The sequence below is a fragment of the Martelella alba genome (assembly GCF_006516955.1).
In the GTDB taxonomy this organism is placed as follows: domain Bacteria; phylum Pseudomonadota; class Alphaproteobacteria; order Rhizobiales; family Rhizobiaceae; genus Martelella; species Martelella alba.
In genome coordinates this window covers 299740-321316 of sequence record NZ_VHLG01000003.1, presented here as the reverse complement: position 1 = coordinate 321316, position 21577 = coordinate 299740, and the positions used below count along the sequence as shown (strand labels likewise).

21 protein-coding genes are annotated in these 21577 nt (G+C 58.6%); 9 read left to right on the top strand and 12 right to left on the bottom strand.

Annotated elements, in window-relative coordinates; all coding sequences use genetic code 11:
* Window positions 1-9: 9 nt before the first annotated feature.
* The 4 genes from FJU08_RS07885 (at window position 10) to FJU08_RS22965 (ending at window position 4474) form a co-directional block, all read left to right on the top strand.
* Window positions 10-1251, top strand: a complete 1242-nt coding sequence (locus tag FJU08_RS07885) for a urate hydroxylase PuuD (RefSeq protein WP_141148425.1) — start codon at window positions 10-12, stop codon at window positions 1249-1251.
* A complete protein-coding gene (gene guaD / locus FJU08_RS07880; protein ID WP_141148424.1) occupies window positions 1248-2558 on the top strand; it encodes a guanine deaminase in 1311 nt (436 codons plus the stop codon). Before FJU08_RS07885 ends, guaD begins: the two co-directional genes overlap by 4 nt.
* 125 nt (window positions 2559-2683) lie before the next feature.
* Window positions 2684-3832, top strand: a complete 1149-nt coding sequence (locus tag FJU08_RS07875) for an alpha-hydroxy acid oxidase (protein ID WP_141148423.1) — start codon at window positions 2684-2686, stop codon at window positions 3830-3832.
* Window positions 3833-4306: 474 nt separating this feature from the next.
* Window positions 4307-4474: a hypothetical protein gene (locus FJU08_RS22965; protein ID WP_210245211.1), complete on the top strand. Its 168-nt coding sequence runs from the start codon at window positions 4307-4309 to the stop codon at window positions 4472-4474.
* A 313-nt stretch (window positions 4475-4787) separates the two neighbouring features.
* On the opposite strand, the gene FJU08_RS07870 is transcribed toward FJU08_RS22965, so the two are convergent.
* The 8 genes from FJU08_RS07870 to FJU08_RS07835 all read right to left on the bottom strand — a co-directional run bounded on the left by FJU08_RS07870 (window position 4788) and on the right by FJU08_RS07835 (window position 11029).
* Window positions 4788-5528, bottom strand: a complete 741-nt coding sequence (locus FJU08_RS07870; protein ID WP_141148422.1) for a metallophosphoesterase family protein — start codon at window positions 5526-5528, stop codon at window positions 4788-4790.
* 39 nt (window positions 5529-5567) lie between these two features.
* Window positions 5568-5924, bottom strand: a complete 357-nt coding sequence (gene uraH, locus FJU08_RS07865) for a hydroxyisourate hydrolase (protein ID WP_141148421.1) — start codon at window positions 5922-5924, stop codon at window positions 5568-5570.
* Window positions 5921-6421 (bottom strand): ureidoglycolate lyase, encoded by a 501-nt coding sequence (locus tag FJU08_RS07860; RefSeq protein ID WP_141148420.1) that lies wholly within the window; start codon window positions 6419-6421, stop codon window positions 5921-5923. Before FJU08_RS07860 ends, uraH begins: the two co-directional genes overlap by 4 nt.
* Window positions 6422-6424: 3 nt before the next feature.
* Entirely contained in the window at window positions 6425-7456 is a 1032-nt protein-coding gene (gene alc, locus FJU08_RS07855) for an allantoicase (RefSeq protein ID WP_141148419.1), read from the bottom strand.
* Window positions 7457-7954 carry a 2-oxo-4-hydroxy-4-carboxy-5-ureidoimidazoline decarboxylase gene (gene uraD, locus FJU08_RS07850; protein WP_141148418.1) on the bottom strand — a complete coding sequence of 166 codons (498 nt, stop codon included), beginning with the start codon at window positions 7952-7954 and terminating at the stop codon, window positions 7457-7459.
* Window positions 7954-8886, bottom strand: a complete 933-nt coding sequence (gene puuE / locus FJU08_RS07845; protein WP_141148417.1) for an allantoinase PuuE — start codon at window positions 8884-8886, stop codon at window positions 7954-7956. The genes uraD and puuE overlap by 1 nt, the downstream gene beginning before the upstream one ends.
* Before the next feature lie 116 nt (window positions 8887-9002).
* Entirely contained in the window at window positions 9003-9737 is a 735-nt protein-coding gene (locus FJU08_RS07840) for a DUF1045 domain-containing protein (RefSeq protein WP_141148416.1), read from the bottom strand.
* A gap of 95 nt (window positions 9738-9832) precedes the next feature.
* Complete coding sequence (locus tag FJU08_RS07835) at window positions 9833-11029, bottom strand: NAD(P)/FAD-dependent oxidoreductase (protein WP_456237956.1); 1197 nt, start codon at window positions 11027-11029, stop codon at window positions 9833-9835.
* Between FJU08_RS07835 and mnmC2 the strand changes: the two genes are divergently transcribed.
* The 5 genes from mnmC2 to FJU08_RS07810 all read left to right on the top strand — a co-directional run bounded on the left by mnmC2 (window position 11028) and on the right by FJU08_RS07810 (window position 17443).
* A complete protein-coding gene (gene mnmC2, locus FJU08_RS07830) occupies window positions 11028-11780 on the top strand; it encodes a tRNA (5-methylaminomethyl-2-thiouridine)(34)-methyltransferase MnmC2 (protein WP_141148414.1) in 753 nt (250 codons plus the stop codon). The genes FJU08_RS07835 and mnmC2 overlap by 2 nt on opposite strands.
* 279 nt (window positions 11781-12059) lie before the next feature.
* Window positions 12060-13487, top strand: a complete 1428-nt coding sequence (locus FJU08_RS07825) for a DEAD/DEAH box helicase (protein WP_235890627.1) — start codon at window positions 12060-12062, stop codon at window positions 13485-13487.
* Window positions 13488-14241: 754 nt separating this feature from the next.
* Window positions 14242-15639: a circularly permuted type 2 ATP-grasp protein gene (locus tag FJU08_RS07820; protein WP_141148618.1), complete on the top strand. Its 1398-nt coding sequence runs from the start codon at window positions 14242-14244 to the stop codon at window positions 15637-15639.
* A 3-nt stretch (window positions 15640-15642) separates the two neighbouring features.
* Window positions 15643-16581, top strand: coding sequence for an alpha-E domain-containing protein (locus FJU08_RS07815; RefSeq protein ID WP_141148412.1), 939 nt, complete (start codon window positions 15643-15645; stop codon window positions 16579-16581).
* Between the two features lie 37 nt (window positions 16582-16618).
* Window positions 16619-17443: a transglutaminase family protein gene (locus tag FJU08_RS07810; protein WP_141148411.1), complete on the top strand. Its 825-nt coding sequence runs from the start codon at window positions 16619-16621 to the stop codon at window positions 17441-17443.
* Window positions 17444-17755: 312 nt separating this feature from the next.
* Here the strand turns inward: FJU08_RS07810 and FJU08_RS07800 are convergent, their stop codons facing one another.
* From FJU08_RS07800 to FJU08_RS07785, 4 genes are all read right to left on the bottom strand, one after another.
* Window positions 17756-17983 (bottom strand): hypothetical protein, encoded by a 228-nt coding sequence (locus FJU08_RS07800; RefSeq protein ID WP_141148409.1) that lies wholly within the window; start codon window positions 17981-17983, stop codon window positions 17756-17758.
* Between the two features lie 88 nt (window positions 17984-18071).
* Window positions 18072-18299, bottom strand: a complete 228-nt coding sequence (locus FJU08_RS07795) for a hypothetical protein (protein WP_141148408.1) — start codon at window positions 18297-18299, stop codon at window positions 18072-18074.
* Window positions 18300-18765: 466 nt separating this feature from the next.
* On the bottom strand, window positions 18766-20271 hold the full coding sequence (guaB, locus tag FJU08_RS07790; protein WP_141148407.1) for an IMP dehydrogenase: 1506 nt from the start codon (window positions 20269-20271) through the stop codon (window positions 18766-18768).
* 190 nt (window positions 20272-20461) lie between these two features.
* Window positions 20462-21451 carry an MBL fold metallo-hydrolase gene (locus tag FJU08_RS07785; protein WP_141148406.1) on the bottom strand — a complete coding sequence of 330 codons (990 nt, stop codon included), beginning with the start codon at window positions 21449-21451 and terminating at the stop codon, window positions 20462-20464.
* Window positions 21452-21577 lie beyond the last annotated feature (126 nt).

Sequence of the window (21577 nt, the reverse complement as noted above, 5' to 3'; positions counted from 1 at the left end):
AACGATTGAATGTTTGAACTGGCGATCATCGGGGAGTGGGCGCAATTTGCGGTTCGATGGCTTCACGTCATCACCGCCATTGCTTGGATCGGCTCGTCTTTCTACTTCATCGCGCTGGATCTGGGCCTGGTAAAACGCCCGCATCATCCGCCGGGTGTTTCCGGCGAGGAATGGCAGGTCCATGCCGGCGGTTTCTACCATATCCAGAAATATAACGTTGCCCCCGAGCACATGCCTGACCACCTGATCTGGTTCAAGTGGGAAAGCTACATGACCTGGGTATCGGGCTTCCTGATGCTCTGCCTGCTCTATTATGGCGGCGCCGATCTTTTCCTCGTCAATCGCGAGGCTCTTGATGTTTCCGCCCCCGTCTCGATCCTGATTTCGCTGGCCTCGCTGTCAATCGGCTGGCTGGTCTATGATCTGTTGTGCAAATCGCCGATCGGCAAGCATACGGTCGGGCTGATGCTGCTGCTCTATGTGCTGCTGATCTGCATGGCCTATGGCTACACCCATATCTTCACCGGCCGGGCCGCATTCCTGCATATGGGCGCCTTCACCGCGACCATCATGACCGCGAATGTGTTCTTCATCATCATCCCGAACCAGAAGATCGTCGTTGCCGACCTGCGCGCAGGGCGCACGCCCGATCCGAAATATGGCAAGATCGCCAAGCAGCGCTCGACGCATAATAATTACCTCACCCTGCCGGTGCTGTTCTTCATGCTGTCGAACCACTATCCGCTGGCTTTTGCGACCTCGTTCAACTGGGTGATTGCTTCGCTGGTCTTCCTGATGGGCGTGACCATCCGGCATTATTTCAACACCATGCATGCCCGCAAGGGCCAGCCCAACTGGACCTGGGCGCTGACGGCGATCATCTTCATCACCATCATGTGGCTGTCGACGTCGCCGCGCATCTTGAAGCCGGAAGATCCGAACACGGCGGTAGCACCGGCTTTCGAGAAATTCGCGGACGATCCGCACTTTGCCGACGCCAAGGAAATCGTCTCGTCGCGCTGCTCCATGTGCCATGCGGCCGAGCCGGTCTGGGATGGCATTCATCGCCCGCCGCTCAATGTTCAGTTGGAAAATGATGCGGAGATCGCCGCCCGCGCCAGCCAGATCTACTTGCAGGCCGGACGCAGCCATGCCATGCCTCCAGGCAATGTGACCGACATGACGCCACAAGAGCGTGCCACACTGGTCGCCTGGTACCAATCAAGCATCGGAGCGAAACCAAACAAATGACGAAAACACGCCTTCTGCGCGGCCGGCTCTTGTCCTTCCATCGTCGGCCGGAAACGCTCGCCGACACAGATGCCTATTTCTACGAAGAAGATGGCGGCCTCCTCATTCAGGGAGGCCGTATTCTTGCTGCCGGACCTTTTGAGACGGTGCGGAAAGAGGCATCCGGCGATCCGGAGATCATCGATCACCGTCCGTATCTGATCATGCCCGGTTTCATCGACGCGCATCTGCATTTCCCGCAGATGCAGGTGATCGGCTCCTACGCTGCCAATCTTCTGGAATGGCTCAACACCTATACATTCGTGGAGGAACAGCGCTTTGCCAATGAAGGGCACGCTGCCCGCATCGCCACGCATTTCTTCGACGAGATGGTGCGCCATGGCACGACAACGCCGGTTGCCTATTGCTCGGTCCACAAGGCCTCCGCCGATGCCTATTTCGCCGAAGCGGAGAAGCGCGGTTTTCTGGCGCTCGGCGGCAAGGTGATGATGGACCGCAATGCGCCGGATGCGCTGACCGATACGGCGCAGAAGGGCTATGACGAGACGAAACAAGTGATCGCCGACTGGCATGGCAAGGGACGCAACCATGTCGTCATTTCGCCGCGCTTTGCCATCACCTCGACGCCAGAGCAGATGGAAGCAGCAAAGACGCTCGCCGCCGAGCACCCTCATCTCCACATCCAGACCCATCTTTCGGAAAATCTGGCCGAGATTGATTTTGCCTGCTCGCTTTACCCCGAAGCGGTCGATTATACCGACATCTATGCGCGCTATGGCCTGCTCGGCGAGAAGACTCTGCTCGGCCACGCCATTCACTTGAGCGAACGTGAGCGCGATGCGATCTCGGAAGCCGGCGCGGTTGCGGTTCACTGCCCGACTTCGAACCTGTTTCTCGGCTCGGGCCTGTTTGCCTTCCGCGAATGCGAAGACCGGGTCAAGCCGCTTCGCATCGCCGTTGCCACCGATGTCGGCGGCGGTTCCTCCTATTCCATGCTGCAGACCATGGACGAGGCCTATAAGGTGCAGCAGCTCAGATCACAGCGGCTCGACCCGCTGACCAGCTTCTATTACCTGACCCGCGGCAATGCCGAAGCACTGTCGCTGTCGGACCGGATCGGCGCGCTTGATCCCGGTTTTGATGCCGATCTCGTGGTTCTTGACGCCATGGCAACACCGGCGATGGCCTTGAAACACGAAGTTGTCTCGACACTGGCCGAGGAACTGTTCCTGCTGCAGACACTTGGCGATGATCGCGCCATCGCCGAGACCTATATTGCTGGTGAACCTGCCAAGTCCTTGCTTTAGCTATCCGAAGGGCGCATGACGAATATCAATCCCCGGCCATTTGCGAATGGCTGGGGACATGATCCTACTTGGCATCTTTTCACCCATATGTGATAAGGCTATTTATACTTGGAGGAGAGATCATCATGTTTTCCGAGCCGCTGACAATTGCAGACCTGAAACGCCGGGCAAAATGGCGCGTGCCGAAAATGTTCTTCGATTATGCTGACAGCGGCGCCTGGACGGAAAGCACCTACCGGGCCAATGAGAGCGATTTTACAAAAATCAAGCTGCGCCAGCGTGTGCTGGTGGACATGACCAACCGGTCGCTGGCCTCCACCATGATCGGCGAGAATGTGTCTATGCCGGTTGCCATTGCTCCGACCGGGCTTTGCGGCATGCAGCATGCCGATGGCGAAATCCTCGCGGCTCAGGCAGCGGAAGAATTCGGCATTCCCTTCACTCTTTCGACCATGAGTGTCTGCTCGATCGAGGATGTGGCGGAAAACACGACAAAGCCCTTCTGGTTCCAGCTCTACGTGATGAAGGACCGCGACTTCATTGCCAGCCTGATCGACCGGGCCAAGGCCGCCAAATGTTCCGCGCTCGTGCTCACGCTCGATCTGCAGATCCTCGGCCAGCGTCACAAGGATATTCTGAACGGCCTTTCAACGCCGCCGAAATTCACGCCGAAGCATCTCTGGCAGGTTGGAACCCGCCCCTTCTGGGCGCTGGAAATGCTCCAGACCAAACGCCGGACCTTCCGCAATATTGCCGGCCACGCAAAGGGCGTCTCAGATCTTTCCTCGCTCTCCGCCTGGACCTCGGAACAGTTCGACCCCAAGCTTTCCTGGGCCGATGTCAATTGGATCAAGGAACGTTGGGGCGGCAAGCTGATCCTCAAGGGCATTCTCGATGCCGAGGACGCGAAAATGGCGGCAAAGACCGGTGCCGATGCCATCATCGTTTCCAACCATGGTGGCCGCCAGCTCGATGGCGCGCGTTCCTCGATCTCCGTCCTGCCGGAAATTGTCGATGCCGTCGGCGGCGAGATTGAAATCCATATGGATGGCGGTATTCGCTCCGGCCAGGACGTACTGAAGGCCCGCGCGTTGGGTGCTAAGGGTGTCTTCATCGGCCGCCCCTTCCTTTATGGTCTCGGCGCCATGGGCAAGCCCGGCGTCACCAAGGCGCTGGAGATCATCCGCAAGGAACTCGATATCACCATGGCACTGTGCGGCAAACGCGATATCGAAACGATCGGTCGCGATATCATTGCCAAAGCCGATTTCTGAGAGATCAGATGATTGGACCATCGGGCGGCTAAAATTCATCGCCCGATGAGCTGGCAGGTCTTACATTCCCACGGGCCATGGCCGAATTACAGCTACAGGCGCTGGAGGCACATTGTCCTCCGGACTTGTTGCGAAGCGGTATTGCTGAGGCGCAATACCGACCCCTGAATAGAGCATTCCGACCCGCATATCCCCATGAGACCGGTCGGGAACAAACCCGTACATCTGCATCATCGTCTGCTCGTAAGTGGGCGGAGCATGGCTCCCCCCGGACGGCCCCGGTTGCGCCTGAGCCGGTAATGGTACAAAGACGCCCTGGGGCACAAAAGCTCCCTGGGGTACAAAAGCTTCGTGGCTCGGGACCGGCGCGGACGGACCGGGATTGGCGCCGGCCCGGGCCTGCTCTGCCCGCGCATCCCTTATCCAGCCAAGCCACATCAATTGCTTCTTGCAATCAGACACGACAGCCTGCTCATGCTGTTTCTCATCTATGGACAGAACATGCCCCCTGCCCGTTGCACGGCATTCGCGAAGAAAGATATCGCGGCCCATGCGCGAAAACTTCCTCATGATATAGTCCTGCAAATCGCGTTCGACATCAGTCTGGCGCGGGCTTTGCGCCTGAAGGTCTGCCTGCCCTGAAGCGCGCTGGCTCGCAAACATCTGCCGCCCATCATTGCGATCTGCATGCAAAGCCGGAAGCGTTGGATAAGTCGCGGGCGTGTCCGCTCTGGCGGTTTTCCTCACAGACGCTGAAGATATATTGCGCTTGCGTGATTGCGACTGTGGCGCACATTCACTCTGCACCGGCACCGCGCGAGAACCATTGACGGATATCCGGGCTGGATCAACAGGCATCAAGCCTCCCCCTTCTTTCTAAGAACATGTAAGAAGCTAGATCAGGGAGATGGCGTTACAAATTCGGAAAAATCGATAACAGTGCCGAACCGACAGCCTATGCCACAAAGCCCGTCGCCAGAGCCGATGGCCAGTCCTTAAGCCCGCTCTGTTTCGCCAGCGCCACCACACGTGTGGTATCGTAGCGCAGCTGGTAAAAACTCGGCACCCATCCAGACACCCGTTTCTCGACGATGGCATAGCAGGCGAATGGCGTTGCCGTTTCGAGCTTGTGATAGAAGGGCACGTCGTAATCGAAACCGGGGCAGCCAACGCTGCCGGGATTGACGATCAGACGGCCGTCGGCGAGCATGACCGAGCGGGCAATATGGGAATGACCGCACAACATCAGCGGATAGTCGGTGCCGTCCGCATAGGCCTCGATCTCATCGCGCGGCCGCAGGGTGAAAAAACCGCTTTCATGCAGAGCCTCGGTCCACATGATGTTGTCATCGCCGGGCGTCGCATGACACATGAACACCTCGTCAGCCACGACCAGCGTTTCCGGCAGGCTCCGCACCCAGTCAAGCTGCGCCTCGGAAAGCTGGCGAAAAGCCGGTTCCTCCCAGTCGCCCATTTCCGCAAAAGGACGGTCGATCAGCGCCCGGTCGTGATTGCCGCGCACGGTCGGCAGGTTGAGCGCCATCAGCCGTTCTGCCGTCGCACCGGCCTGAAGCGGGCTAGACAGGCAATCGCCCAGATTGACGGTGAGATCAACGTCCCGGTGGACGATATCGTCCAGAACGGCCTCCAGAGCATCGCAATTGCCGTGAATATCGGCGATGACTGCAATCCGCATGGTCACCTCCCTTTTTCAGTACGGTTCGAAAATTAAGTGTCAGCTGCCGCGATAGGTCGAATAGCCATGGGCCGAGAGCAGCAGCGGCACATGATAATGCGCCGTCACATCGGCAATCGCAAAGCGGATCGGGATATCTTCCAGAAAGGCAGGTTCCGTCATGGCCGCACCGGTGCGGCGCAGATAGTCACCGACATGAAAGACCAGTTCATATTGCCCGGTCTCGATCTCCTGAACAGTGAGGATCGGGTCGCCATCGATACGGCCGTCATCATTGGTATAAACGGTCTTGAGGAACTGACGGCCATCCTTGCCGATACGGTAGAGATCGATCTTCAGCTCATCGGCCGGCTGGCCGAGCGCGGTGTCGAGAACGTGGGTTGTCAAACCAGTCACCTGGGTTCCTCCTCAATCACGAACAGGGCGGGATAGAAATACTCTTCCAGATTGTTACCCGGTCCGGCGCGATCCACAACCAGAAAGTCGCTGGTCTCGTAAAGCGCCATCAACGGATGATGCCAGACATTGGCGCGATAATTCACGCCCTCACCCGGCCGCGCCAGAAAAGCGCGCGGCTTGCCCGGTGTTCCGCCCATATCCTCGGCAACGATCACCAGAAAGGGGCGGTCGGAGAGTGGCGAGAAGCTCTGGCTGCCATCGGGATGGCGTTCCATCATGTCGACATGATAGGGAAACTTGCGCGCCTGGCCGCGAAAAATGCTGATAATCACCTCCGCGTCCAGCCCTTTGGCTTCAGCCTTTGCAAGGCCATGAAACCGTGTTGTGGTGCCGCCATTGATCATCCGGACAGTGGACGGATCGGCGAAAATCACCGATCCGAACGGGGCAAATGCTTCAGGTGTCAGCGGTTCGACCCTAACCGGAATACTCATGGCTCAGCCCTTCACGCCGTAGAGACGAAGCCGGCTGATGCCGCCATCGGGATAGTTTGCGACCCTGACATGGGTAACCGGACCGATCGTCTTCACCTGATCGGAACCGAATTCATGGATATGATCGGCAGAAAGCTTGGTCTGTTCCAGGATTGGCTGCCAGTTTTCCGAGCCTGCGATTTCCTCAGCCGTGAAAACATCGGCCTGATCGGGCAGGTAGGCGCCGAAAAGCGCACAGCTGTCGGGGAAATTGCCCTTGAAATGGGCCGTATCGACGACAACGCGGCGAATAATGCCCGGATGGCCGAGCTTCAGGATAACCCAGTCATGGCCGGGGCCGCGACGGCGGGCCGTTTCCCAGCCATCACCCATATTGACGCCGCGACCGGGCGCGAACATGCGGTCGGGATGGCCGAAATGAGCATCCGACCAGTGTAGTGCATGGGTGCCACCGAAGATATAGGCGAGATCAACCTCTTCACCGTCGCCCACCTTGTCCCAGTTGAAATAGGCCGAGCCATAGGCGCGCAGACGCGCAATGCCGCCATCGGGATAGATATGCAGGCGTAGATGGGTGAAGACCTTCTGCCGCCTTTCCTGATCCATCTCGAAATAATGATGACTGTTGCCCTTCAGATCCTCGCGGCTGAGCACTTCCTGCCAGTCGGAACTGTCATCGGGATCGCCCTTTTCCATATAGCAGCCCTCAATCGAGCACTGCGGCGGGAAATTTCCGGTGAAATGGCTGGTATCGACGTCAAAACCGCGAATACGGCCCGGCATGGCCAGCTTGATCACAGCCCAGTCATGACCGGGAACGCGCTTGCGGCGGCTTTCCCAGCCATCCATCCACTTGCCATGTTCATCATATTCGCCCGGCAGGAAGACGGCGGCATCATCCTTCAGCATGCGCGACAGCGGCGCGAAGAACTGATCCGTTGCATAAAGCGCGCGCGCGCCAAGCCTGGCCGATGCCAGATTGATCGCGCCTATGGCGAAATCCGGCAGGGACACAGTCATTTCTTGTTCGGACATTTACGACTCCGGAAGCAGGAACTGCAGCCGGATGCCGGCGATCTTCTCTACCTGCAGGCAGGCAGTGGCCAGTTCAACATCGGCGTCGTTTGCGACCCGCTGTTTGAACGCAGCAAGAATATCGTCCTTATTGAGCCCCGTGACTGCAATAATGAAAGGGAATTGGAATTTCTCTATATAGGCGGAATTGAGCTTCGTAAACTCCGCATGTTCTTCTGCGCTCAGGCGATCAAGACCGGCGCCGGACTGCTCACGATGGCTTTCCATGGTCAGATTGCCCGCTGTTGCAAGTTTTCCGGCAAGATCGGGATGCTTGCGCAGCACATCAAGCCGCTCCTCGGTCGAGGCAGCGCGAAACACCGTGCAAAGCGCATCATGAACGCTCTTGACGGTCAGCGGTTCTGCAACAAGCCCCTGATCATAGGCCCGTTCAGCAATGAAGGGTGAATGCTCGAAAACACCGCCAAAGCGGCTGACGAAATCGTCACGGGCAATCATCAGGGTGCAATCTCCGGAAAATGGTTGTCATGCCAGTGGCGGGCGATATCGATGCGGCGGGGTATCCAGACCTTGTCGAAAGAAAGTACATATTCCATGAAGCGGCGGAGCGCTGCAACACGCGCCGGCCGGCCGACGAGACGGCAGTGAAGCCCGATCGACAGCATTTTGGCATGGCCCTCCCGGCCCTCCTCGTAAAGCGTATCGAAAGCATCCTTCAGATAGGTGAAAAACTGGTCGCCGGAATTGAACCCCTGCGGGGTGGCAAAACGCATGTCATTGGTATCAAGCGTATAGGGTACGATCAGGAAAGGCTTGCCCTCCGGTGTCTTGACCCAATAGGGCAGATCATCGGCATAGCTGTCGGCGGAATAGACGAAGCCGCCCTCTTCCATCACCAGTTTCAGCGTATTGTCGGACGGCTTGCCCTGATAGATGCCGAGAGGCCGCTCGCCAGTGATTTCGGTGTGAAGGCGCACCGCCTCCTGAATGTGCCGCCGCTCCGCCTCAATATCGAAATCCTTGTATTCCAGCCAGCGATAGCCATGGCTGGCAATCTCCCAGCCAGCCTCTTTCATCGCCGCTACGGCCTCCGGGTTGCGGGCCATGGCCATGGTCACGCCATAGACCGTCGCCGGCACTTTCAGGCTGGTGAACAGCCGCCACAGCCGCCAGAAGCCGGCACGCGAGCCATATTCATAGAGCGATTCCATATTCAGATTGCGCTGCCCCGGCCAGGGCGCGGCACCGACGATCTCCGAAAGAAGGGATTCCGAGGCCGGGTCACCATCCATAATGGTGCTTTCGCCACCTTCTTCATAGTTGATGACGAACTGAACGGCGATACGCGCGTCGCCAGGCCATTTTGGATCCGGCGTGGTCCGGCCAAAGCCGACAAGATCGCGGGGATAGTTGGAAAGATAGTCGCTCATCGATTCACCCATGTTGCAGTGGGGCGAGGTTAGAGCCTTTCCCGCCAAAGGGGAAGCGCTTCAAAGGGCCAATCCGGCGGCATATCGCAGCAAAAAAGGACGCATGGCAGTCGCGATTAGGCAACACGCCGTCTGCCGCTGCGCCGGGTGCGAACCGGCCCCATGGGATGGAGCGAATGAACCCGGAAGGGTGCGCCAGGCTCCTCTTCAACAAAAAGCGCGATATTGTCGACGGTCACCGGATCGACCAGAACCGGCCCGAAAAAATCCTGCGCCGAGCGTTCGAACCGCGCGCGATCATGCGCCGGAAGCGGACCGGTCAGCGCCATGTGAAAACGGAACGCCTCCATTACATTCGGCTCGCCCCAGCGATGCAGATTGGCAAATTGCTGCGGCGACAGGCCATCAGGATCGCGCCGCTCAATATCGGCCTCCGACAGGGGCGCGCGAAAGTGATCGAAGCGGGCAACGATTTCCGCCGCAAGTGCGTTGATCTGCGGACAATCCACTGCGGGAACAAGCGCCAGAACATCGCCGATTGTCACGACAGCAAGCCGCGGCAGCACAAAAGGCTCAGAAATGAAAGCGAAATGCATCAGCGCCCGCAAGAGCTGCTGCTCATCATCATCATCCGCCATGATGAAGGAGGATTTGAGCGCCGCGTGAAAACCATAGCGGCGCGGAAGCGCAGTGTGATAGGCGATTTCATGCATGCCGATCCCCGGTATCATCGGCGGGTCGACCATTTCACCCGAATAGGGATTGCGCCCCAGCCAGCTTGCTGCCACCAGCGTCAGCGCATCATCGGGTGCGGGCGAAAAGTAAATCGCATAGCGCCTGGTCTCGGCCATTGTCGCCAACTTTCAAATAGAGTTCCTTCCCTCACGCCCGAATTAGGTGATTTGGGTGACAGCAAGACGACAAGAAAGACGGAAATACTTGAACTTTACTTTTTCATTGCCCAGTCGTGATGAATTTTCGGATGAAATTTCAATGGTAGCGCAACCGAAACATTACCTGCTGCAGTAAGCACGGCATGTTCGGCCAGAACATGGGCAAGACCGAAAGAGGTTTTGAAGCCACCGGCAAGCGCGATCACATGGTCAAGACCGGGCAAAGCCCCGACGACGGGATCGCGTGCAATTGCCCGCGGCCTGAGCCCTGCCCAGCGCTCGATCACCGGCGCATCGGCAAGTGCCGGCACCGCCAGCCGGGCGGCGGCAATCAGCGCCTCAAGCTGCTGATCGGTCGAGGACGGATCAGCAAAACGGTCCTCACTGGTCGAGCCGATGGCAACACGCCCGCCGGAATGCGGCACGACATAAAGCCCCTCATCATAAAGGATCGGCAGGCCTGGATCGAGATCGGCGGCCATCAGCGCCGCCTGCCCCTTGACGCCGCGCCCGAGAGCGCGGCCTTCAGGCGCCAGATGCGGCTGCATCAGGGGAAAAGCACCGGTACCTGCGGCGATGATGACCGAGCCGAAACCAATTGTTCCACCATCGGCCAACCGGATCGCATGGCCAGCTGTATCGATCCCTGTAACCGGCATCTCCGGCATGATCCGCACATGGCGGGCATCAGCCAGAAACGCCAGAAGTGCGGTAACCACATCGCGCGGAAAGACGTGCGCCGCCAGATCGTCGAAGATATAGCCGAAACGGTCCGGCCGGGCGGCAGGCCAACCGGTAACCGGCGCATCCTCCAACACGTCAAAGCGGAACCGGCGATCGCCCACCTTCCAGTTGATGCGGGCTTCTTCCTGGCGGGCAAGGGCGGTGTTGCGTTGACGCTCGCTGTTGATCGGCATGATGCGGCCACTGCGGCGATAGCTGGTCTCAATCCCGGTTTCGGCGGAAAGCATGGCAAGATCGCGTTCCAGCCGCAAAAGCGCATCGAACTGGAACTGCTTCTTCTCGTCCCAGAGATCCGGCATATAGGCCATCAGCACGCCGACAAGCCCGTTGCTGGCGCCATGCCCCGGCGTCCCGGCATCGACAACAAGGGTCTCTATCCCTGCTTTTTCAGCGTGATAAGCCGCCCAAAGCCCCATAATGCCGCCGCCGACAATCACGAGATCAGCCGTCATTTTCGCAGAAGCCGTTTGACCGGCGGCCATTCCGGATTTATCGCCATCAATCATGAGCGATGCGGACCACAAACAAGCGCCCGATGCAAGAAAAACCGATGGCGAAAGTCTCTCCCTCTCCTGGGATGAGGACGGTCAGCCTTTTTCTGAAGGCTTCGGCGACCATTTCTATTCGAAAAACGATGGCCGCGCCGAATGCGGCCATGTCTTCATCAACGCCAATGCCCTGCCTTCACGCTTTGCCGCTGGCGGCACGATCCGCATTGGTGAACTTGGCTTTGGCACCGGGCTCAATTTCTGCGAGACATATCGACAGTGGAAGGCAGCCCGCCTGCCCGGCGCCATGCTTGAATTCACCTCCTTCGAGCGCTACCCGCTGAAGGCATCAGACATTGACCGGGCGCTGTCGCGCTGGATTGAGATCGACAGCGAGCGTGACGCGCTTGTCCGGCTCTGGCCGCCGATCCCGTCTGCAACATTCTCGCTTTCAATCGATGACCAGACCCGCCTCACCATTTCATGCGGCGACGCACTGGAGCAGTTGTCCCGACTGGATCAGACATTCAATGCCTGGTTTCTTGATGGCTTCGCGCCATCAAGAAATCCCGACATGTGGTCGGAAGACCTGCTGCGCCACGTCTTCCGTCTGACCGCCGATGGCGGGACTTTCGGCACCTATACCGCGGCCGGTTTCGTGCGGCGCAACCTTGCTGCAGCCGGCTTCATCGTTGAACGCCTGCCCGGCTTTGCCGGCAAGCGCGAGATGCTGGCGGGCCGGCGATGCAATGCAACCATGCCGAAATAAAACTTGACATTTTGAAGGTTCACCCGCATCTAGGCCGAAGCTTTCCTCCTTTTCCGCATGCCGCGTGAGCATGCCGGCCGGACAGGATTTTCCTTAAACGGGATCGCCGGCAGGTCTGGGACAAGCGCAACTGACGTAAGGCCGGGTCTCCGGCGCGCGGGAAAGCAGTTTTCACCCGACAAGTTCCCACTTCACGCGGGGTTCTTGAAACCAGACGATACCGGAAGGTCTGATGACCTCGTCCGGGTCGATTGGTTTTGCCTTGAAAGGCGCTTTGTTTTGACAAATTTCTCTGAGCTCGGCCTCTCTGCCAAGCTTTCCGACCGCATCGCCAACGAGGGTTACGAAAAGCCCACCCCGATCCAGGAAAAGGCTATTCCCCTTGTTCTCGAAGGCGGCGACCTTATGGGCCTGGCGCAGACCGGCACCGGCAAGACGGCCGCTTTCGGCCTGCCGCTGGTCGACATGCTGCTGCGCGGCGGCCACAAGCCGGCACCGACAACCGTGCGGGCGCTGATTCTCGCCCCGACCCGCGAACTGGTGAACCAGATCGCTGAAAACCTGAAGCTTTTTGCCCGCAAGACCCCGCTGAAGGTCACGCTTGTGGTCGGTGGTGCCTCCATTAACCGCCAGTCCTTCCAGCTGCAGCGCGGCGCCGATATTCTTGTCGCCACCCCCGGACGCCTGCTCGACCTCGTTGACCGCCGCGCCGTGCGCCTCGACACGGTCGAACATCTCGTGCTTGACGAAGCCGACCAGATGCTGGACCTCGGCTTTATTCACGACCTGAAGAAGATCGCCAATCTGGTGCCCGATGAGCGCCAGACGCTGCTGTTTTCGGCCACCATGCCGAAATCGATTTCGGATCTCGCCAGCCGGTTCCTGTCTTCGCCAGCCCGCGTTGAGGTCACCCCGCCCGGCAAGACCGCCGACCGCGTCGATCAGTATGTCCACTTCGTCGCCGGCAAGGCCGAGAAGACCGAAGTACTGAGGACCGCGCTGTCGGAACATCCCGATGGCCGTGCCATCGTCTTCCTGCGCACCAAGCATGGCGCTGAAAAGCTGATGAAGTTCCTGGATTCGCGCGGCTTCGCCACTGCCTCGATCCATGGCAACAAGAGCCAGGGCCAGCGCGAACGCGCATTGAAGGCCTTCCGTGAAGGTCAGGTCAACGTGCTGGTGGCCACCGATGTTGCTGCCCGTGGCATTGATGTACCCGGCGTCACCCATGTCTATAATTACGATCTGCCGGAAGTGCCGGACGCCTATGTTCACCGCATTGGCCGGACCGCACGCGCGGGCAAGGCCGGTATCGCGGTTGCCTTCTGCGCGCCTGACGAAGCGCGCCTGCTGCGCGATATCCAGAAGCTGACCGGCGTCGAGATTGCCGTCGCCAGCGGCGAGCCACATGCCGGCGCTGATCGCCCGACGCAGCAGAAGCGCCGCGGCGGTGGCGGCAATGGCCGCGGCCCGCGCAAACCCTCCCGCTTTGCCGGTGATCGCAACAATGGTGAACGCGCGCATTCAGAGCGGGGCCATTCCGAGCGCAGCCGTGGCGAACGTAACAATGGTGAGCGCGGCAATGGCGGCGAGCACCACGCAGCCGGCCGTCGCAACGAAAACCGTAGTGAGCGACCGCGCAAGCCCGGTCAGGGCCAGAAGCGCCGCTTCTCCGGCAATGGCCGCCCGGCCCGCCATTCGGCCTGAGGCTGATTGACCAATGAAGAAGAAGGCCCGCCGGCACATAACCGGCGGGCTCAGATTTCTGACAAACCCTAGCCCCTTCTTTAACGTCATGCCTGTGCTTGTCACAGGCATCCAGCCGACGCGCGTCCGCGCGGCGAAAGACTCTGCTTATTCAAATCCTTAAGAGTATGGATCCCCGTGACAAGCACGGGGATGACGACGGAGGGAGGGGCGATTTCACCCCAAACAGACAAGCTGAATGACTTTGTCAGCAAGCTGGGCCCGCCGGCACATGACCGGCGGGCCTTTTCTGTGAAGCTGTACTTCCACGGGCTGTCGCGGCTGTTCACCGAAAGCGGCATGCCGGTCATGTCAACATCTTCCCTGTCGCTCGCATAGTTGACGCAGAGTCTCTCGGGCTTGTGGCGCAACAGACGCTACCGTCCGGCAGATTTTGGATGCTCTTTCCGGCGCTTGCATCCGGCATGCGGTTTCAACCGGCGGGTTCCATATTTTCCCCGCGAAGCATTGAAAATGCATCCGGAAAAGTCCCGGCTTCCGCTTTTTGGCGCCCAATAGCAGGGATAGACCTGCGGCAAACTTTGCCCAAATGTTCAGCGAACTTGGAAAAATGCCTTTTTTTCAGAACCTTTGACACCGGGGAAAGCTGAACAGAAAGCCATTTTCAATCAGGCATGGTGCTTGCATTGGTGCTTATGTTGTATTTCTATACAAGCATAACAAACGGGGGAAGAACGCTTTGACCTTCGATGAAATGATGGGCGACGGCTCAGCACCGCGTGAGCCATATAAAGATTATTACGACTGGTATTCCCAACAAAATCCTCAACATCTGCTGGCGAAATCCCGCGAAGCAGAGAATATTTTCAGAAAAACAGGCATCACCTTCGCCGTCTACGGACATGCGGATTCGTCTGAGAAACTGATCCCCTTCGATATCATTCCGCGCATCATTTCCGGCAAGGAATGGCGCAAACTTGCAGCCGGCATCGAGCAGCGCGTGATTGCGCTCAATGCTTTTCTGCAGGATATCTATCACAAGCAGGAGATCATCAAGGCGGGCCGCGTGCCGCGCCGGCTGATCGAGGAAAACGACGCCTTTCTGCCGCAGATGATTGGCTTTGAACCGCCCGGCGGGGTCTATACCCATATTTGCGGCACGGATATTGTGCGCACCGGCGAAGACCAGTTCTATGTGCTGGAAGACAATGTCCGCACACCTTCCGGCGTTTCCTACATGCTGGAAAATCGCGAAACCATGATGCAGATGTTCCCGGAACTGTTTTACAAGAACCGTGTTCGTCGCGTCGAAGACTATCCCCAGGCGCTGCGCCAGAGCCTGGCGACACTTGCACCACCCGGCTTCACCGGCACCCGGCCGCGCATTGGCGTGCTGACACCCGGCATCTTCAATTCAGCCTATTACGAACATTCCTTTCTCGCCGACATGATGGGTGCGGAACTGGTCGAGGGCTCGGATCTGCGCGTCATCGACGGCAAGGTGAAGATGCGCACCACCCGCGGTTATGAGGCAATCGATGTGCTTTATCGCCGTGTCGACGACGATTTTCTCGATCCTCTGACCTTCCGCCCGGATTCGGCGCTTGGCATTCCCGGTATCATGGATGTCTATCGCGCCGGCCATATCACCATCGCCAATGCGCCGGGAACGGGCATTGCCGATGACAAGGCGATCTATTCCTATATGCCGGAAATCGTCGAATTCTACACCGGCGCCAAGCCGATGCTGGAAAATGTTCCGACCTGGCGCTGTTCGGAGCCGGAGAGCCTTGCCTATGTGCTCGACAATCTGGCTGATCTGGTGGTCAAGGAAGTGCATGGTTCCGGCGGCTACGGCATGCTGGTCGGCCCGACCGCCAGCAAGAAGGAACGCGAGGCCTTTGCCGACAAGCTGAAGGCAAAACCCGCCAATTATATCGCCCAGCCGACGCTTTCGCTGTCGACTGTGCCGATCATGGTGAAAAAAGGCATCGCGCCACGCCATGTCGATTTGCGCCCCTATGTCCTGGTTTCGGATCGCGTCCGCATCATGCCGGGCGGACTGACCCGTGTCGCACTCAAGGAGGGGTCGCTCGTCGTCAACTCTTCGCAGGGCGGCGGCACCAAGGATACCTGGGTTCTGGAGGACTGATCGATGCTGGGAAAAACCGCAAACGGCCTCTTCTGGATGTTCCGCTACATCGAGCGGGCCGAAAATATCGCCCGACTGATCGACGCCGGTCAGCGTGTCTCTCTGACCCGCTCCAAAGGTGCGGATGACTGGGACGGCGTTTTGCAAAGTGCCGGCGTCGCCGACACCTTCAAGGACGCCTATGATGAGCTGACCGCTGATAATGCAGTCGACTTTCTGCTGCGCGACCGCCGCAACCCTTCAAGCGTGCTGTCATGCATCGATGCCGGCCGCAACAATGCGCGCCTGGTGCGCACGGCGCTGACCCGCGAGATCTGGGAAGCGACCAATGAATGCTGGATCGAGGTCACACGGATCCTGTCAGGCAAGGTCAAGGCAGCCGACCTGCCGCAGGTGATCGATTCGATCAAGCACCGGACGGCACTCATCCGCGGCACGTTTCACGGATCGATGCTGCGCAACGAGATCTATAATTTCGCGCATATCGGCACTTTCATCGAGCGCGCGGACAATACCAGCCGGATTCTCGACGTGAAATATTACGTCCTGCTGCCCTCAGTCCATCACGTCGGTTCCTCGCTCGACAATCTGCAATGGGAATCAATCCTGCGGTCGGTATCGGCCCACAGGGCCTATGGCTGGGTCTATAATGGCGAATATATTCCGAGCCAGATCGCCGATTTTCTGATTCTTGATGTGCAATTGCCGCGTTCGCTCGCCTATTGCTATGAAAAGATCGTCGCCAATCTCGATTATCTGGCGGCCGATTACGGCAGCAGGCTTGCTGCCCATGATACGGCGAATGGCATTCGCAACAAGCTCCGCAGCCAGAAGATCAAGACGATCATGGACAATGGGCTGCACGAGTTTCTTGAGGATTTCGTCTGTCACAACAACCAGCTGAGCCAGCAAATCAGCGATGGCTACCGTTTCTATCAATGAAGCGGTAGCAGGCACAAACAGGGATCGGGAAACGACGATGTTTTTGAAGATCAACCATGTGACCGAATACCGCTATGAGGAGCCGGTCGTCTTTTCGCTGCAGCGGCTGCGACTGACACCCGTCAATTCAGCGGGTCAGACGGTCGTTGACTGGAGCGTTGCCATTGAAGGGGCCAAGAACGAGGTCACTTATAGTGACCAGTATGAGAATCTGGTCCGGCTCGTCTCTGTTGATGGCGAACAGTCCGCCATGCGGCTGATCGCCACCGGCACGGTGGAAACGCGTGACACAGACGGTATTTTCGGCCCGCATTCTTCCGATTGCCCATTGTGGCTTTTCCTCAGGGAAACGCCGCTGACAGAGATCGGCAAGCACACCCGTGCAATCGTGTCATCGCTGGAAGGCGACAGTGATCTGGCACGCCTGCATGATCTGATGGGAAGGCTTTACGAAAAGATGACCTTCAAGCCGGGCATAACCAGCACCACGACCTCAGCGGAAGAGGCACTGGAGCACGAAGCCGGCGTCTGTCAGGACTATGCCCATATCGTTCTGGCCTGCGCGCGGCAAATGAAACTGCCCGCACGCTATGTTTCCGGCTACCTTTTCATGGAAGGCACCACTGACCAGTCGGCAAGCCATGCCTGGGCAGAGATCTATCTGGAAGGGCTTGGCTGGGTTGGCTTCGATGCCGCCAACAAAGTCTGCCCGGATGAGCGCTATGTTCGGATCGCCTGTGGTCTCGACTACACGGATGCCGCACCAGTTGTCGGCATGACGCTTGGCGGCGGCCCCGGCCAGATGTCGGTCAACCTGCAGGTCATCAGCCAAAATCAGAGCCAGTCGCAAAGCCAGAGCTGACAGAGAAAGAAACGAAAGAGGCCCCGGATCGGCATGATCCGGGGGAAGACCGTTGACACAAAGCTTGCCCCCTTCTCCAACGTCATGCCTGTGCCTGTCACAGGCATCCAGCCGACGCGCGTCCGCGCGGCGAAGGACTCCGCCTCTGTTCAGTGCCATATGAAACTGGATCCCCGTGACAGGCACGGGGATGACGACGGAGGGGGCGGCTATTCCGCCCCCAACAGGCAATCTGGATGAGCTTGTCAGCAGAAGGCCCCGGATCATGCGATCCGAGGCCTTCTGCTATTGTGTGCTGTATCAGACCGGCAATCAGTCTTCGTAACGAACCTGATCAACGAGCTTCAGCGAACCATCGGCACTGACGCGATAGATGTTTTCAACCCGATCGCCCTGGTGGATATCGCTCACCTGAACCATCGAACCGGCAGGGGCCTTGGTCAGGTGGTCGGCGCTCTGGGCAACCGGCTGAGCGGCGAAGACGGCGGGAGCGGCGGCGAAGCTTGCAACGAGGGCAGCGGCAGCGATGAACTTGGACATTTGAATTCTCCTTGGGGGGCGGTTCCGGCTGTTTTCAAAAGCGCCGGTTGACCGCGGGGGTTTCCGTTATTTTTCTTTAAAGTCGCAATCAGTCTTCGTGACGAACCTGATCAACGAGCTTCAGCGAACCATCGGCGCTGACGCGGTAGATGTTGTCGATCTGGGTGCCATTGTCGCGGCTTTCGATCTGAACCATCGACCCGGCCGGCGCCTTGGTCAGGTGGTCGGCGCTCTGGGCAACAGGCTGAGCGGCGAAGACGGCGGGAGCGGCGGCGAAGCTTGCAACGAGGGCAGCGGCAGCGATGAACTTGGACATTTGAATTCTCCTTGGGAATGTTTGTTGTTCGTTTCTGTTGACGGAGAGATAGTCCGATGAGGAGCCGACGACAATTCCACATTTAATCAACTGATTGTTCACTATTCATAGACATTCACGCATCGATCACAAAATCATCGTTGACGATCACGCCCGTGTGAACAGCGCCCAGCTATAGAAAAACCCCGGTGCCAGGCACCGGGGTCAGATTGCTGACAAAACTTGCCCCTTTTTCTGACGTCATGCCTGTGCTTGGTCCACAGGCATCCAGCCGCCGCGCGTCCGCGCGGCGAAAGAAACTGCTTATTCAAATCCTTGAGAGTATGGATCCCCGTGACAAGCACGGGGATGACGACGGAGGGAGGGGGTGCTCCACCTCAAACATCCAATATGAATGGCTTTGTCAACAGTCTGACCCCGGTGCCAGGCACCGGGGGTTCCAGAATTTCAGATGGAACAGATCGGATCAGCCGACACTGCCCGGATAGTTCGGGCTCTCACGTGTGATCGTGACATCATGAGCATGGCTCTCGCGCAGACCCGCATTGGAGATCTGTACGAAGGTGGCGCGTTCCTGGAAGGAGGGAATATCCTTGCCGCCGACATAGCCCATGGCGGCGCGCAGGCCACCGGCGAGCTGATGCAGAACGCCACTGGTCGGCCCCTTGTAGGGCACCTGACCTTCAATGCCTTCCGGCACCAGCTTCAGCGTGTCGCGAACCTCAGCCTGGAAATAGCGGTCAGCGGAACCACGCGCCATCGCGCCGACAGAGCCCATGCCGCGATAGGCCTTGAAGGAACGGCCCTGATAAAGGAAGACCTCGCCCGGGCTTTCATCGGTACCGGCCAGAAGCGAGCCGATCATGACGGCGGATGCACCGGCGGCAATGGCCTTGGCCATGTCGCCGGAGAACTTGATGCCGCCATCAGCAATCACCGGAATGCCGGCATCCTTTGCGGCATCGACAGCGCCCATGATCGCGGCAAGCTGCGGCACGCCGACACCGGCAACGATGCGCGTGGTGCAGATTGAACCGGGGCCGATACCGACCTTGACCGAATCCGCACCGGCGTCGATCAGTGCCCTGGTGCCATCTGCTGTCGCGACATTGCCCGCCATGATACGGACCGAATTGGACAACTGCTTGACCCGGCCAACCGCATCGAGAACCTTCTGCGAGTGGCCATGGGCCGTATCGATGACGATCAGATCGACACCGGCATCCACCAGCATTTCGGCGCGCTGAAAGCCGTCATCACCGACTGAAATGGCTGCAGCGGCGCGAAGACGACCCTGCGCATCCTTGGAAGCATTGGGGTTCAGCTGCGACTTCTCGATATCCTTGACAGTGATGAGGCCAACGCAATTGCCGTCACCATCAACCACCAGCAGCTTTTCGATGCGATGACGATGCAACAGGCGCTTGGCTTCCTGCTGATCAACATTTTCACGCACCGTGATCAGATTTTCGCGGGTCATCAGCTCATAGATGCGCTGATCGGGATTGGAGGCGAAACGCACATCGCGGTTGGTGAGAATACCGACCAGACGGCCGGCCGTATACTCGTTGCTGGTGCCATGCTCGACCACCGGAATACCGGAAATCTTGTGCGCCTTCATCAGCGCAAGCGCCTCGGCCAGCGTCGCGTCCGGGCCGATCGTCACGGGATTGACGACCATGCCGCTCTCGAACTTCTTGACCTGACGGACCTGCTCGGCCTGTTCATGCGGGGTCAGGTTACGGTGGATCACGCCGATACCGCCAGCCTGCGCCATGGCGATCGCCAGACGGGCTTCGGTCACAGTATCCATCGCAGAAGAAAGGATCGGGAGATTGAGGTCAATGTCGCGGGCAATCGTGGTCGAAACATCGACCTGTCCGGGCATGACTTCCGAGTGTCCCGGCTGCAGCAGCACATCATCAAAGGTGAGTGCCAGCATGCCGGTCGCGGCTTGAATGAGTTGAGCCATGGCCAATTTCCTTTTCATAAACGAAATGGCCCGGGCGATCGATTTTCGCTCGTCCGGTCCCTTGCAAGAATATCTTGGAAGTTGGCGAGTGCTCGTAACACGATCATGACGACTTGAAAATAGCCGATCCGGATTTTCTCACCCGGATCGGTCAGCCATATCTTAAGAAATGCGTTTCCGCAGGCGCGGATCAGAGCTCAAACTGATAGCTTGCCGGCACGAAACGATAACCTTCGCCCTGTTTTTCGGCGTATCCGACCGCCGGAAACGGCATGTGATACCCCAGAAAGGGAATGCGGTCCGCAGCCACCATGTCGAAGATCCTGCGGCGGGTGGCCGACGCCATTACCGGATCGGTATCAAAGCGAACCTGCCAGTCCGGTCGCTGCAGCGACAAGACATAGTGATTCGCTGTATCAGCGGTCAGCAGCAGCTGGCGACCGGCCGATTCGACCATGAAGACCATGTGGCCGGGCGTGTGGCCGGGCGCGTCCATGGCGGTGATCCCCGGCGCGATGCTTGCCCCGTCGGCGATGAAGCTTGCCTTTTCCGCCAACGGCACGACCATCGCCTTGACCGCATTATGGCCACCCTCGGCCGGCGTGCCGATCCGGGCCGGATCGGTCCAGAAATCATATTCCGTCTGCCCGAAAACATAGCGCGCATTGGGGAAGGCTGGCGCACCGGCTTCCATCAGCCCGTTTATGTGGTCGCCATGCATGTGGGTGATCACCACGACATCGATATCTTCAGGATCGTAACCTTCCGCCGAAAGCCCTTTCCGCAGCTGCCCTGCCCCCCAGGAGCGGCCCGCCTCGCCCATGCCGGTGTCGAACAGCATCACCTCGGAACCTGTATCAATCAGCGTCGGCGAGAACATGTTGACCGAGACATCGGCGGGCAGGAAATTTTGCCGGAGCAGCGCTGCAACCGTCTCAGGCGGTTGATCGGCACCAAAGATCGAGCCTGGATTTTCCATCTTGCGAACACCGTCGCGCACGACGACGAATTTGAAGTCCCCCATCGAAAACCGTTTCGTCTCGGGCATGTCTTTCGGCATTTCTGTCATCTGGTCTTCCTGCGCATGGGCGGCACCCGCAAGCAGAGCGGGAGCCGCTAAAGTGGTCAAGCCAACACCCTTCATCAGGCCGCGGCGTCCGAGTTTAACTGTTGTCTTCATCACGCACTTCCCTCGCTGTTTGCGGCACCATGACCGGCTGCTCAACATGCATGGACTAAAACTTGCCTTTCTAAGGCCAGTTTCAACGGGCTAAGCCGGATAAGGTGGCTGTCCGCCGATCAAGAG

Bases quoted from the DNA above. Each gene is read 5' to 3' on its own strand.
- puuE (WP_141148417.1), bottom strand. From the start codon at position 8,886: ATGAGCGACTATCTTTCCAACTATCCCCGCGATCTTGTCGGCTTTGGC.
- FJU08_RS07875 (WP_141148423.1), top strand. From the start codon at position 2,684: ATGTTTTCCGAGCCGCTGACAATTGCAGACCTGAAACGCCGGGCAAAA.
- uraD (WP_141148418.1), bottom strand. From the start codon at position 7,954: ATGATTGCCCGTGACGATTTCGTCAGCCGCTTTGGCGGTGTTTTCGAG.
- mnmC2 (WP_141148414.1), top strand. From the start codon at position 11,028: ATGAGCGATGCGGACCACAAACAAGCGCCCGATGCAAGAAAAACCGAT.
- FJU08_RS07885 (WP_141148425.1), top strand. From the start codon at position 10: ATGTTTGAACTGGCGATCATCGGGGAGTGGGCGCAATTTGCGGTTCGA.
- FJU08_RS07870 (WP_141148422.1), bottom strand. From the start codon at position 5,528: ATGCGGATTGCAGTCATCGCCGATATTCACGGCAATTGCGATGCTCTG.
- FJU08_RS07810 (WP_141148411.1), top strand. From the start codon at position 16,619: ATGTTTTTGAAGATCAACCATGTGACCGAATACCGCTATGAGGAGCCG.
- FJU08_RS07795 (WP_141148408.1), bottom strand. From the start codon at position 18,299: ATGTCCAAGTTCATCGCTGCCGCTGCCCTCGTTGCAAGCTTCGCCGCC.
- FJU08_RS07835 (WP_456237956.1), bottom strand. From the start codon at position 11,029: ATGATTGATGGCGATAAATCCGGAATGGCCGCCGGTCAAACGGCTTCT.
- FJU08_RS07800 (WP_141148409.1), bottom strand. From the start codon at position 17,983: ATGTCCAAGTTCATCGCTGCCGCTGCCCTCGTTGCAAGCTTCGCCGCC.
- FJU08_RS07860 (WP_141148420.1), bottom strand. From the start codon at position 6,421: ATGAGTATTCCGGTTAGGGTCGAACCGCTGACACCTGAAGCATTTGCC.
- FJU08_RS07785 (WP_141148406.1), bottom strand. From the start codon at position 21,451: ATGAAGACAACAGTTAAACTCGGACGCCGCGGCCTGATGAAGGGTGTT.
- FJU08_RS22965 (WP_210245211.1), top strand. From the start codon at position 4,307: ATGCTGTTTCTCATCTATGGACAGAACATGCCCCCTGCCCGTTGCACG.
- guaB (WP_141148407.1), bottom strand. From the start codon at position 20,271: ATGGCTCAACTCATTCAAGCCGCGACCGGCATGCTGGCACTCACCTTT.
- FJU08_RS07840 (WP_141148416.1), bottom strand. From the start codon at position 9,737: ATGGCCGAGACCAGGCGCTATGCGATTTACTTTTCGCCCGCACCCGAT.
- guaD (WP_141148424.1), top strand. From the start codon at position 1,248: ATGACGAAAACACGCCTTCTGCGCGGCCGGCTCTTGTCCTTCCATCGT.
- alc (WP_141148419.1), bottom strand. From the start codon at position 7,456: ATGTCCGAACAAGAAATGACTGTGTCCCTGCCGGATTTCGCCATAGGC.
- FJU08_RS07815 (WP_141148412.1), top strand. From the start codon at position 15,643: ATGCTGGGAAAAACCGCAAACGGCCTCTTCTGGATGTTCCGCTACATC.
- FJU08_RS07820 (WP_141148618.1), top strand. From the start codon at position 14,242: ATGATGGGCGACGGCTCAGCACCGCGTGAGCCATATAAAGATTATTAC.